General features: G+C 54.0%; 10 protein-coding genes. 6 read left to right on the top strand and 4 right to left on the bottom strand.

All coding sequences use genetic code 11. The annotated features are described in order from the left end of the window. Window positions 1–128 precede the first annotated feature (128 nt). From bioD to SH527x_RS18320, 4 genes are all read left to right on the top strand, one after another. Window positions 129–845 carry a dethiobiotin synthase gene (bioD, locus tag SH527x_RS18335; RefSeq protein WP_437192131.1) on the top strand — a complete coding sequence of 239 codons (717 nt, stop codon included), beginning with the start codon at window positions 129–131 and terminating at the stop codon, window positions 843–845. Window positions 846–898: 53 nt separating this feature from the next. Further along, entirely contained in the window at window positions 899–2,500 is a 1,602-nt protein-coding gene (locus SH527x_RS18330) for a hypothetical protein (protein WP_437192130.1), read from the top strand. Between the two features lie 985 nt (window positions 2,501–3,485). Next, the gene (locus SH527x_RS18325; RefSeq protein ID WP_437192129.1) at window positions 3,486–6,512 is read left to right on the top strand and encodes a vitamin B12-dependent ribonucleotide reductase; all 3,027 of its coding nucleotides are present in this window, start codon (window positions 3,486–3,488) and stop codon (window positions 6,510–6,512) included. Window positions 6,513–6,714: 202 nt separating this feature from the next. After that, window positions 6,715–7,890, top strand: a complete 1,176-nt coding sequence (locus SH527x_RS18320; RefSeq protein WP_437192128.1) for an aminotransferase class I/II-fold pyridoxal phosphate-dependent enzyme — start codon at window positions 6,715–6,717, stop codon at window positions 7,888–7,890. 42 nt (window positions 7,891–7,932) lie between these two features. Here the strand turns inward: SH527x_RS18320 and SH527x_RS18315 are convergent, their stop codons facing one another. From SH527x_RS18315 to SH527x_RS18300, 4 genes are all read right to left on the bottom strand, one after another. Continuing rightward, window positions 7,933–8,601 carry an ABC transporter ATP-binding protein gene (locus SH527x_RS18315; RefSeq protein ID WP_437192127.1) on the bottom strand — a complete coding sequence of 223 codons (669 nt, stop codon included), beginning with the start codon at window positions 8,599–8,601 and terminating at the stop codon, window positions 7,933–7,935. A gap of 8 nt (window positions 8,602–8,609) precedes the next feature. Continuing rightward, window positions 8,610–9,938, bottom strand: a complete 1,329-nt coding sequence (locus SH527x_RS18310; RefSeq protein WP_437192126.1) for a hypothetical protein — start codon at window positions 9,936–9,938, stop codon at window positions 8,610–8,612. Then, window positions 9,925–10,443, bottom strand: a complete 519-nt coding sequence (locus SH527x_RS18305; RefSeq protein WP_437192125.1) for an anti-sigma factor family protein — start codon at window positions 10,441–10,443, stop codon at window positions 9,925–9,927. Before SH527x_RS18305 ends, SH527x_RS18310 begins: the two co-directional genes overlap by 14 nt. Before the next feature lie 98 nt (window positions 10,444–10,541). Next, window positions 10,542–11,099 (bottom strand): RNA polymerase sigma factor, encoded by a 558-nt coding sequence (locus SH527x_RS18300; RefSeq protein ID WP_437192124.1) that lies wholly within the window; start codon window positions 11,097–11,099, stop codon window positions 10,542–10,544. 483 nt (window positions 11,100–11,582) lie between these two features. Here SH527x_RS18300 and SH527x_RS18295 point away from each other — a divergent pair, with 483 nt between their 5' ends. Continuing rightward, window positions 11,583–12,473, top strand: coding sequence for an NAD(+)/NADH kinase (locus SH527x_RS18295; RefSeq protein ID WP_437192123.1), 891 nt, complete (start codon window positions 11,583–11,585; stop codon window positions 12,471–12,473). 99 nt (window positions 12,474–12,572) lie between these two features. Next, window positions 12,573–13,412 carry a c-type cytochrome gene (locus tag SH527x_RS18290; RefSeq protein WP_437192122.1) on the top strand — a complete coding sequence of 280 codons (840 nt, stop codon included), beginning with the start codon at window positions 12,573–12,575 and terminating at the stop codon, window positions 13,410–13,412. Window positions 13,413–13,474: the final 62 nt, after the last annotated feature.

Genomic DNA, 13,474 nt, shown 5'->3' with positions numbered 1-13,474 from the left:
TTAGCTCGACTTCGATTCTGTTGCCAATCTCCACCCGCTTGACCAGTTGACACCAGCATGATCACGATAGAGTGATTGGCTCCAACCAGTTCCGTCCAAATTTCCACTCGCGTTAGCACAAGTACACAATGGCGATGACCGGCATTTTCATCACTGGAACAGACACAGACGTCGGCAAAACGCATGTGACGTGCCACCTGGCAGTCGAATTGCAATCGCTGGGGTACACTGTCGGGATCTACAAACCTGTCTGCTCAGGAGCCCGACGAGACGCAGAAAACGAGCTCTACTGGGACGATCTCGAACGAATCGCAGGGGTTCTTCCGCCAGGAACGGCACAGGAATGGATTTGCCCACAGCGCTTTTGTGCACCGTTGGCCCCTCCCGAAGCCGCAAAACTGGAAGGCCGCACCGTCAACTCCGACCTGCTGCGACGGGGAATCCAGTCCTGGAACAATCATGTCGACGTCCTGCTCGTTGAAGGGGTCGGCGGATGGCTCTCTCCCATCGCAAAAAAAGAAACTGGCGCGAATCTCGCAATTGATCTCGGCTTTCCGGTTTTAATCGTTGCAGCGAATAAGCTTGGAATGGTCAATCACACACTTTTAACAATTGAATCTGTAGAAAACTCACAACTTTCTGTTTCCGGGATCATTGTGAACAGCACAGAATCCCAGCATGATGAATCGGCGACTTCAAATGCCGCTTTGCTCTCAGAGATGACCAGGAATTCGGTCTTTGGCCCCCTTCCCTGGATTTCCCAGCACGAGCAATCCCGACCGACGGAGTACACGAACCTGTTTCGTGACGTGATTTCCAAAATGCAATTAACCAGATGCAACTAAGCCGTTCGTCGACTAAATCTTGAACGACCTCTTCTGGTCCGGAGCTGTTCAGAATGAGTGGCAAAGAGTCTTTTCCTGATTTCAGTTGGATGAATCGCGGGTCGGACAAGTCCCCAGGCTCTCCCAACGAACCAGCAGCACCGTCGCCTAACGCTGGTCAAGAACCTGACCCAGTGGACAAAGACGCTCTCTCATCTCCTGCTGCGGAAAATCTGCCAGTCGAGGACAATCCCTCTCAATCGACGCCTGATCCGGTCGACAAGAATCAAATTTCGGACCTCCCGGCAACTGACGACGTGGCCGCCAGTGAAGAGATTCCAGGCGAGGTCGCCAGCGAATCAGCAGACAGCATTGAAGCACCGGGCAATCCTGAAACACTAGACAGTGTTGATCAACCTGCGGAGTCTTCAGAGTCTGATTCGTCAGAGTCCCCTGAAAACGCATTGTTGCCTGACGACACTTCTCCGAACAAAGACGAAGTCAGTGAAGAAAACTTCATTGAATCGAATACGTTCGTCATCTCGAAATTGATTCCGGAAACGCCGACCGACGACTCGAGTGACAACGAGTCATCCGGTTCAGCAGACCAGCCAGAAGTTGTGGACGCCGTCCCATCGTTCGAGAATTCGCTGGGCTCAATCAACCAATCCGATGATGATTCTGTTCAGGTCGAACACCTCGAACGCGAAACAGAACACAGCGGAACAGAGATCACGCGAGCAATCGCTCCCATCGAATCAGGGCTGTCGGATCTTGCTTTTGGCACAAACGCCGGAGCACTCATCGGAGCGGCCGCAGGTGCCGCGACGTCGAAACCGGCATCGCCATCGATGTTCGGCAGCAGCAGTACGGAATCAGGTTCGCAGCGCCCCAGCTCAAAGCCGTCCAAGACGAACCCGCAAAGGGAGGAATCGGCTCCGAAGACCAGCAAGCTCCTCATCATTCTTGCGAGCTACGCAAGCGCCATCACCATTGGGTTCCTGCTCCTGCTGGTCCGCGACCTGACACTGACGTTCCGGCCACACCAGTTAGAAAGCCTGCCGGATATTCCCGCTGAAAAGGCCGAGAACCTGACCTATGTCCCAACGGATATGAAGCTCCCGCAGGGACACACCTTGTCTTTCGGAGTCGAGCGTCGATTCGGGAATATTCTGGTAGAACCGATCAAGATCACCCACGAACCCGCTACATTCGTCCACTATTCCGGCGATGCAAAGAAGACTCGAGACGCAACAGCCCCGATCTGGAAACTCTGGTTAAAACTGACCAACGTCTCAACAGATCAGACCATCGCCCCGTTGGATCGACGTCTCGTTCTGCGCTGGGTTCCCAAGGCTCGACAATCCTGGGATTTCACGAACCAATACATCACAAACGTTGGCGCCAAAAGTAAGTCTGCTCCCGGCATGCAACTTTATTATCTGCCTGCTGGCAGTGACTGGGACATGAAGGATCAATTTCTCGGTAAGGAATTGGGCCCCGGAGAGTCTTACGTTACGTATCTCGCGTCTTCTGACGAAGGTTTTGACAACCTCGGCGAGAACCTGCTGTGGCGCGTTCAGATTCGCAAAGGGTATTCCCCTAAAGGACACGGCGTCACGACAGTCTTCGAAGTTCCGTTTCGAAAAGACGACGTAGAAGAGTCCCAGTCGTAACCGACCACTCCGACCAATGCTGACGATTCGTGCCCTGGAGGGTGCCGCCTCTCCTGCTGCGCCGCACCCCGACGTCATTTCAACGCGCACCTCCCACAATGGAAGCCTTCTCAGGGCTCAAATTAGAAGCCTATAAGCCCCTCGTGCGCAACTCAGCTCATTCAACTTGCCAGCACCACGCATCCCTCTCAACAAGCCACAACATATAGTAGTTCAAAACACTCCAATATGTTCCCCGGTCAGAACGAGCATGATGCACCTGGCTGAACGGCAGTGCAGAGCCAGCAGAAGCATCGAATCCAACCATCACGATGGGGCAACCACTCAACCCCAACACAACAACAAAGACGTAACAAACAACGAAATATAGACTTAAAAACAATACACCAAGACCAAACCGATCAAGAAAAACCCAGAGCGAATCACGTAAATCGGCGTCGTGTTCGGGAAGACAAAATTCTGAAAGTCGTTAACTCTGGTCAAGTCACAGGGTTTCGCCGACGAAGCCCCTCATCACAAGATTTATGGATGCGGTTCCCTATTGACAGACGCAATTCTCCGTTTACATTCCGAAACACAACTCGTACAATATCTAGCGGTTCACCGATCAGCTCGCACAAGAATTAGTGCGAACCCCGGTGAACTCATTCTTGGCAATTTTGCTCATTCGGGCAGGCTTTTTGCGCATCCGTACCTTGCAAAGCGGTGATAAACACACCTGATATTTGTGTTTGCTGCTGCGCGGACATTGCGCGAATCAGTCCCCTGTTTGAGAAGTGGCAGACAGCGAGTCGCGTGCGATTTGTTTCGTTTTCGGATTTTATTCAGTCACTCCGCCGGAACAGGATTTAAGTTTCACGTTCCCCCAAGCGATTGACTGATTTTGGTTTCGTTTCTCTGAACACATATCTCAGACATCCGTCAGTCATCCATAAGCAACGACACGTTTGTTCGTGCTGACAAATTAAGAAACGAGGAGAGGTGCATGAAGCACACTGCAAAAGGAATGACCTTGTCTCAATCATCAGCCGGAGCCCCAACTGGAACTCCACTGACGGTTTCCCCATATTTCTGCCCAGCCGGTGTTGATCCATTCGATACCGTTGAATGGGAAGAACGCGTTGCCCAGATCAAGGACGAGAACGGAAAAGTCCTGTTCGAGCAGACAAACTGCGAAATCCCGACCCAGTGGTCACCACTCGCAACAAACGTCGTCGTTTCCAAATATTTCTATGGTGAGCCGAACACAGACGAACGCGAATACAGCATTCGCCAAGTGGTCTATCGCGTCGCACGCACCATTGCAGACTGGGGCCTGCAAGACGGCTATTTCGCATCAACTGAAGATGCAGAAAACTTCTACAGCGAACTCGCCTGGTTGTGTTTGAACCAGCACGGCTCGTTCAATTCACCTGTCTGGTTCAACGTTGGACTCTTTCACCAGTACGGTGTCACCGGATCGCAAGGGAATTACCACTTCAACCCTCGCACCAAAGTCGTTGAGCGTCCAGAAACGCCATACGAATATCCGCAAGCGAGTGCCTGCTTCATTCAGTCAGTCGGCGACACGATGGAAGACATCATGCGCCTGGCGACCTCAGAAGCCATGCTCTTCAAATTCGGTTCAGGAACAGGAACCGACCTCTCCACAATCCGCAGTTCACGCGAAAAACTGTCTGGCGGTGGAACTCCATCTGGCCCACTCTCCTTCATGCGAGTGTACGACCAGATCGCTGCTGTTGTGAAATCCGGCGGTAAGACTCGTCGTGCAGCAAAGATGCAGTCCATCAAAGACTGGCATCCAGACGTCATGGATTTCATCCAGTGCAAAACACGGGAAGAGAAAAAAGCTCATACCCTGATTGCCAGCGGTGAATACGATTCGAACTTCAACGGGGAAGCCTATTCCTCGATCATGTTCCAGAATGCGAATCTGTCGGTTCGTCTCTCAGACGAATTCATGGCCGCATGGGAAAATGACGCCGACTGGACCACACATTGGGTGACCGATCCTTCAAAGGACGGCCCGACCTTCAAAGCCAAAGAACTGATGCGCGCCATCGCTCAGGGAACCTGGCAGTGTGGTGATCCAGGTGTTCAGTACGACACCACCATCAATACCTGGCACACCTGTAAAGAGTCAGGCCCGATCAACGCCAGCAATCCGTGCTCGGAATACATGTTCCTGGATGACACGGCCTGCAATCTGGCCAGTATCAACCTGAAGAAGATGCAGCGTGAAGACGGAACGTTCGATGTTGAACGCTTCCGCAAAGCCTGTGCAATCTTCCTGACAGCCCAGGAAATTCTGGTTGATCACGCGAGCTACCCAACGCCGCTGATCGCAGAGAATTCACACCTGTTCCGTCCGCTCGGACTCGGGTATGCCAACCTCGGCAGCATGCTGATGTCGATGGGGATTCCTTACGACAGCGATGCTGGTCGCGGAATCGCCGGAGCGATCACTGCTCTGCTGAACGGACAAGGCTACGTCACCAGTAGCAAGATTGCTTCGAACATCGGAACCTTCGCCGGTTACCGAGAGAACGAACAGTCAATGCTCGAAGTGATGCAGATGCACCGGGACGCGGTTGAGAAGATTCATCCAGCCTGCCCAGGATATCTGCGAGATGCCGCCCGTCAGGTGTGGAATGAGTGTCTTCAAACCGGACGTCGCCACGGCTTCCGCAATGCTCAGGCAACCGTGCTGGCCCCAACCGGAACGATTGCCTTCATGATGGACTGTGATACCACCGGGATTGAACCGGACATCGCACTCATCAAGTACAAGCAGCTTGCCGGTGGCGGGATGCTGAAGATCATCAACCGCACCGTTCCTCATGCCCTGAAAACGCTGGGATACGATGAAGCCGAAGTGAAGGCAATTCTCGAATATCTGGAAGACCGCGAGACAATCGAAGGTGCACCAGGTCTGCGCGATGAACACCTGCCAGTCTTCGACTGTGCCTTCAAGCCTGCGAACGGATCACGCTCGATTCACTGGCGTGCTCACGTCGGCATGATGGCAGCGGCTCAGCCGTTCCTTTCAGGTGCCATTTCCAAGACGGTCAACATGCCTTCCGACTCAACAGTCGAAGACATCGAAAAGGCCTATCTGGAAGGTTGGAAGCTGGGCCTGAAAGCCCTCGCGATTTACCGCGATGGTTCAAAGCAAAGCCAGCCACTGGCCACCAAGAAAGAAGGCGGTCGCAAATCAGGTGCTGCTGCTGCTGGTTCAGACAGCGTCGCTCTGATCCGTCGTCGCCTGCCAGACACTCGTCACTCGCTGACCCATAAGTTCTCTGTCGGGGGACATGAAGGGTATCTCACTGTCGGACTGTTTGAAGACGGTCAGCCAGGGGAACTGTTCATCACCATGGCAAAAGAAGGGTCAACCATCGGCGGTCTGATGGACGTCATCGGAACCGAAACATCACTCGCACTGCAGTACGGTGTCCCGCTGGAAGCGATGGTGAAGAAGTTCAGTCACGCACGATTCGAGCCAAGTGGATGGACCACCAACCCAGACATTCCAGTTGCGAAGAGCGTTGTCGACTACATCTTCCGCTGGCTCGGAATTCAATTCATCGATGGCTTCCGTGAAGCGAATACGCCGAAACGCGAAGAGTCATCGGAGGAGAAATCCGAAAATTTTAAGGTTCCCTCTTCACACGAAGTGAAGGGGGTTACCGAGAAGAAGGAAACTGCCAAGACGGAAACCAAGGCAGCTCCTAAATCCAGCGAATCAGCGACCAACGCACCGGCGAATCGGCTGTCTAAGGACGGGAGCAAGAATGGAGCCAATGGCAATGGTCATTCTAACGGAAACGGCAATGGACACTCCCATGTCCAGCTGACTCCGTCACTCGCGTCCAAGCCGACATCCCGTTCAGAACAGTTCGCTCATTTCCAATCAGATGCTCCTGCATGCGACAGCTGCGGGGCGATCACGGTTCGAAACGGCAACTGTTACCTCTGCCACAACTGTGGGCAGAGCATGGGTTGCAGCTAGACAAGACTGGTTGATTCGAGGCGGCTTCACTGCAGTCTCGAATCAACAACATGCGGCCGGCTTTTGGCTGTCATTTCATCAATAATGTTGCAGCTGGGTTTCGCAATGCGGAATCCAGCTGCTTCTTTTTGTACAGTTCACTTCGAAGTGTCATCCGCCGAACGGCCGTCGTGGAGATACCTTGTTTGTGGCAGGATGAATCGTGAATCAACTTCAGACAGACCTGATTGAACAACTCTCTGCATTGGAAGAGCGTGGCCTTCGGCGACGAAAGCGAACAGTCTCTCCACTGTCAAACGGGCGGTGTCTGCTCAATCAACAGACGGTCTGGAACTTCGCGGCCAATGATTACCTCGGGATTGCAGATGATCCTCGACTGATTCAAGCGGCGATCAGCGCCATGCGCGAATCAGGGATCGGGGCGAGAGCCAGTGCACTTGTCACTGGTCACACCATCTGGCACGAACGACTCGAAGAACGCATCTGCCGATTCAAACAGGCTGAGTCCGCGATTCTCTTTCCGACGGGATACGCAGCGAACGTCGGCACAATCACAGCGTTGGCGAGCAGCGATGACGTCATTCTTTGCGACCGTCTGAACCATGCCAGCCTGATCGACGGCAGTCGCCTTTCCAAAGCAACATTCAAAGTCATCGCACACGCCGATCCAGAGGCGTATCGAAAGCAACTCGAACGCGAGAGCGGGTACCGACGCCGCATCATGGTGACGGATTCCGTATTCAGCATGGATGGCGATCATGCTCCGCTGAAGCAGATGGCAGCACTCGCCGAAGAGTTCGACGCACTTTTGATTGTCGATGAAGCCCATGCCACTGGCGTCTTTGGAGAGCGTGGAACTGGATTACTCTCGGCGCAACAGGTCATCTCAGACCGTGTCATTCCGGTCGGAACGCTCAGCAAAGCCATTGGCCTCCAAGGTGGATTTGTCACAGGAAGCGAAGCACTGACAGACTGGCTTTGGAACTCGGCGCGACCTCAAGTATTTTCGACAGCCCTGCCCGTCCCCATCTGCGCCGCCGCGATTGCTGCATTTGATCTCATTGAAGCAGAGCCTCAACGGCGTGAATGGCTGGCAGTCAACTCACAACGAATCATCACCGCACTGCATGAACAAGGCTGGAATGTTCCCGATGAAGCCCGAGGTCCTGTGATTCCGGTCTTGATCGGAGAGGAGAACGAAACACTGCGGCTCGCATCGCTTCTGGAACAACGCGAAATTCTGGTCGCCGCCATTCGTCCACCCACTGTTCCTCACGGGACGTCACGGCTTCGTATCTCGCTAAGCTATTCGCATGGAGAAGAAGGAATTCAGGCGTTCAACGCAGCGATGGATTCCATCAAAAGGGAACGTCGTTAATCGCCCGACGGTCTCCGCGCGATCGCAAGTTCGCCCCACCGCTTAGACCAGTTTTCCATCTTTCAGTTCGTAACGTCGTTCGAATCGTGCCGCCAGTTCCAGACTATGCGTCACACAAACCAGAATTGAACCCTGCTCTTTCGCGATTTCCAGCAGCAGCGATCCGACGTTTTCCGCAGAACTGCGATCCAAATTTCCGGTCGGTTCATCCGCCAGCAGCAAGGCAGGTTGATTAATCAAAGCACGGCAAACAGCCACTCGTTGCCGCTCCCCACCGGAGAGTTGCGTTGACCGATGATTGAGACGTTCACCAAGTCCAACTCGCTTCAACAACGTCACTGCGCGAGTCGCGGCGTCTGATTTGGATTGAGTTCCTGCCAGGGTCGGAATCAAAACATTCTCCAGCACAGTGCACTGTGGCAGCAGGTGATGGTCCTGAAACACGAAGCCGATCTTCCGACTGCGAAAATCAGCCTGAGCCGCTGTTGAGAGCGAATGCGGCTGCTCGCCGTCAATCAGCACCTGCCCGGCAGTTGGCCGATCGAGCAGACCAAGGATATAGAGCAACGTGCTCTTTCCAGATCCCGACGGCCCGGTAATGACTGCTGAGTGCCCTGATTCCAGCAGCAACTCAACATCACGAAGAATGTGAAGCGGACCAGCGACGGTCTCGTAATTCTTCTGCAGCCCGACAATAGAGAGTGTATGCATCGTGACGTTTACGGCTTCCCGGTTTCAACTGGTGGACTTCCCTGAGGACCATCCGTTCTCTCCATCGGAGGCCGAGGAGGTGGGCCGCCAAATGGTCTCGGAGAATCTGGTCCTTGAAAATCAGGCCCAAGCGGTCGTCCCGGTGGAGGTCCACCTGGCCCTCCCGGAGGAGGCCCAAACCGTCCGTCCATTGGATCTCGACCATCCATACGGCGAGGAGGTCGTCCTCCAGGCCCAAAGCGATCGTTTCCGAACCGACGACGAGAAAATGCTCCCCGAGACCCAATAAATAGTTCGTTCAGCTGTTCACGTGTCGGCAAATTGGCGAGCACCTTGGAGTCCAGATAGAGCCCCTTCAAATCGGTCTGAAAATCTGTTGCTTCCAGACTGAGAAGTTCGTTCTGTTCGGCGACTGGCAACGTTGCCAGGAACTCTTCAAGCTTTCGCGAGTCTGTATTTCGTTCAGCTTCTTCTGCCATATGACGCTGTTGATCGAGATCCATTCGATAAGAATGGAACAGCGAAAATGCCAATCGACGACCACTGTCTTTACCGTCACGTCGCGAGGAAGATTCTGGAGTCTCCTGAGGCGGAGGGGGAAGCGGTGCACTCTGAATGAAATCCAGCAATTGCGGATTCGATGTATAGTTCGCAATCTCATTTGCAACTGTCACGAACTCAGCAGGAGGATTCTCAAACAATGGCTGAGGACTCACGCCGGTGCCGAATTCCTTCAGAATCTGCAGCAACCGCAGCTCTCTCTTGAGCCCTTTGAGTCCATTCAATTCCTCTTTCTGCTGCGCTGACAATCGCGGTTCAGCGGTCTTCTCCAGCGCTTCCACGATCTTGCCCCGAGTCGCAGAATCCATCCCGGTTGCCATCAGGAATGGACGATCACCCGGTGGACCGAGTGGAGGCATGGACCTGCGAGCGGCTTCCTCACGTTGTCGTTTGAGAACTTCCTGAACCGTGTTGAGACGTTCGCGCGAAGATGACGCCGTCATGAGCTGATTGCGCTGAAGCGGATTCAACGTCTTCAACCAGGCGTTATAGATCTCGATCGTTCTGGAAAGCTCGCCATTGCTCTGCAATCGATCCTGTTCAAGCTGATGATGCAGCAGTTGCATCTGCTCGCGTTTCTGCGGCGTCATCGCTTGGTAATCAGAATAATTCCGTAGCAGACGTTCTCGTTCTGTCTGGGACATTTTGGAGATAACGGACGCATTGTGCTGCTGAATTTGCAGCACATGCGGATCTCCCTGAGCGAGAAATGGTGACAGCACCAACGCTCCGAGAAACAGCCCGCCCAAAATCATTGGAACTCTATTTGGGGTCATTAACAGGACTCCCTTGCAGTTCCTTCAGCAGTTGTTTCTGCGCCGAGAGTTCTTTCACGAATTCGATATTCCCGGTTTCAACATAGACGTCCAGCTTCTGAATTAACGGAAGCTGCTGCAGCAGAAAATCGTCCTGTCTTGGAATCCAGCGGAACGCGAGCGAATAACCAACCACCCCGGCTGTCAGCAGGGCCAGCCCCCAGCCTGCGAAAATCGCCCCTTTGCGTGCAGAACGAAACCATTGATGTTGCGTCAACGGCTTGCGATACTCAGTGAGTTTCGCCGTTGCCAGCGTCTTTTCGGTAAAGTCCCCAGCCGCTCGGGGACGTGGCAGCAGATCAAGCATGTCGTAGGTTTGCGCAAGCACATCGACTTCGTTCCTGGCCACTTCACTACTGGTCAGAACCGATTCGATACGGCGCGTCGAGTTCTCATCCAGTTCGCCATCAAGATAGGCGGCCAGATTTTCTCGATCTTCAGTGCTTAATCGGGTTAGTTTCCCCATATCGAATTCGCCACGTCAAAAAACCTCGGCCTTGAGCTGATCCTTTACTGAAAATGCAATCGCATCTCCTGTACAAACTCTGTTCTCACTTTTTGACGCTACTTCACATACCCTTCCAACACGCCTCTCAGGTGATCGCGTGCGCGGCAGAGGAGAGATTTCACTGCTTGCGGAGAGAGCTCCATGACCTCTCCAATCTCGGCATAGCACATCTCCTCGAACTTATGGAGAAGGATGGCCATTCGCTGACGCTCACTGAGAGTGTCTAACGCATCCATGACACGCTCCCGAAGTTCTTCGGTATCCGCCTGTCGAGTCGGCATGAGCGCTGACTTGTCGGCCAGCAACTGTTCCCCTGCCGACATCTGTTGCGAATCGGCAGGATTGAGTGCGAACTGGACTTCTCTTTTACGACCTTTAGTGCGTCTCGAATTACTCGCCAGATTATTGGCGATCTGAAACAGCCATGTCGAAAACTTAGCCGTCGGTTCGTAGCTGTTTCGCGATCGGTAGATTCGCAGGAAAACTTCCTGAGCAAGATCCTCGGCCAGCGCGGCATCCCGAAACATGTTCGTAAAGATGCCGATGAGCCGATCCTGGTACTTTGCGACCAGTTGCGTGAACGCACCCTGATCTTCGTTCCTGACCCGCAGCATCAACTGCACGTCTGGATCGCGTCGATAATCAGATGTAGTGGAAATGACTCCCGTAACCACAACGCCTCGATCCGAGCTGACCTGAGAGCCGACATACGGTTTGAAATAAAACCCCTGTCCGACTGAAAAGGATCGAAGATTTCATCCGTTTCCAGCCGCATCCTGAAATAATTATTTCCGGACGCCTGAACAACAGCCCTTCCCCGTCCATTTCACTCGATGCAGCATCAAGAGTAACCGATTCCTCCCACTTCAGGCAAATGGGGGATTCCGTCTCGACGTCGCGATTTCCAGTTCTGCTGCCGACGATGCATTTTGATCCCGAGTTCCACAAAGTGCCGTCGACAACGGGTGCGGAACGCCTTCCGAGATCAGGAGAAGCAGGCAAAAAGCGACGAAAGGCGCTCTAATCGAACTAAGGTCCTGATATAACAGTACCTGTCGACTCGTCTGTGAACTTTCATCCGGTAACTAAAGTACGCCATGCCACTCTCTCCTCTGCGTCTGGCGCTGATTGCACGAGACCAACATGAACGCATTCAGGTTCCGTTGCGAGAGTTGCAACAAAGCCTGCGAGGTGTTCCTGGGATTCAGGTCACTGGTGTGTACATCGACGATCTGGACCCCCTCCCGTCCGCAGATGTGGACATCGCTGTCGTTCTGGGAGGAGATGGAGCCATCCTCCGTGCCTGCCGTCACTTCGGGCCAGACCAGATCCCCATTCTCGGCGTGAACCTCGGCCGGTTAGGGTTCCTGGCAGATTTGACCCCCACCGACTTCATCAACAAGATCCCGGACCTGCAGGCACGCCACTTCAGTATCGTGCCCCACCTGATGTTCGAGTGCCTTCACAAGCATGCGAACGGAGAAATCGAAAGCTACCTCGGCTTGAACGAGGTCGCGATCCTCTCCGGTGCCTCGCTCAGCATGATCGACATCGACCTTTGGATCGATGACGAATCGGTCACAACCTTCAGCGGTGACGGACTGATCATCAGTACGCCGGTCGGGTCTACAGCCCACAATCTCTCTGCTGGCGGGCCGATTCTCAGACAGGATTTGCGAGCATTCGTCATCACCCCGATCTGCCCGCACACACTGACAATTCGCCCCATCATTGACCGCGCGAATGCAGAGTACAGACTGATCGTCGAAGACGCTCCAGAAGGGGTCACACTGGTTGTCGACGGGCAAATCAAGGTTCCATTTTCACCCGGCGACGAGGTCGTCATTCGGGCTGCCCCCGTCAGTTTTGAGCTCGTCCGCCTGACTGGATTCAGCTTCTACGGAACACTGCATCGCAAACTGGGATGGCACGGACAACCTCGCTACCAACGCCCACGACGTGGCGACACCGAACAGTCACAATCCTGACCCAAAATTGCCTCCTCCCTGATCAGCCATCCTGGGACAGCCCCCTTGCATCGCAGGAAAGATCAAAGGACCAGAGGCGAAATGAACAGAGGAGCGATCGTGCGCAAACTGACATCCTTCACAGCCGCCCGGCGCAATTTCACACTTTTCACATTCCTTTCTTCCTCGATCATTTGCGGGGCGCTGGCAGCTGATAATCCAGCGAGTTCCCCTGTTCCACCAGAGCTGCCTCCGGGAGAACTCGGCAAGGTCGTCGCTCTTGGCAGAGAGATCGTTGAGAAGACGAACACTCATCCGATGTCGAAGGCATACGTCGGAAACGCACTCACTTGCAGTTCCTGCCACCTCAAAGCCGGAACAGACCCCAAGGCGGCATCCTTCCTTAAAAGTGCGACGGCCTACCCTGCCTGGTCAGAGCGGGAAGGTCGCGCGATCACCCTCGAAGATCGGGTCCTGAACTGTTTCATGAGAAGCATGAACGGCGTTCGTCCCCCTAACGGAAGTCAGGTTTCCGTCGCCGTCACCGCCTACATTACATGGCTGTCTTCTGGTGAAAAGATCTCGATGAACCCGAAGGCCCCCGTCGGCCCACTGGCGATCCCGTCACTCACGATTCCGGACACAACCGGGGATGTTGCCCGCGGACGCGAGCTCTACACAAATCGTTGTGCTGACTGCCATAGCGAAACCGGGAACGGGACAGAGAACGGCCCGCCAGTCTGGGGAGAAAATTCCTACAACACCGGTGCCGGACTCGCCGTTGATAAGAAACTGGCTGCATGGCTGAAAGTCGCGATGCCACTGGACGACACCACCCTGACTGAACAGGAATCCCTCGACATCGCCAGCTACGTCAATTCTCATCCTCGTCCGAAATTTGTGCTGAAGGAGCATCTTCCTTCCCCCGATAAACTGGGAGAGTACAACTCTGCAAAGTAAGTCCGGGACATCGGTGGAACTCGCGTGACCCGATCCGATTTACGACACAAACCGATGAGGAA

The organism is Planctomicrobium limosum (assembly GCF_051465645.1).
Classification (GTDB): domain Bacteria; phylum Planctomycetota; class Planctomycetia; order Planctomycetales; family Planctomycetaceae; genus Planctomicrobium.
The sequence above is the reverse complement of the archived record's forward strand: the minus strand, read 5'-3'. Positions and strand labels throughout refer to the sequence as shown.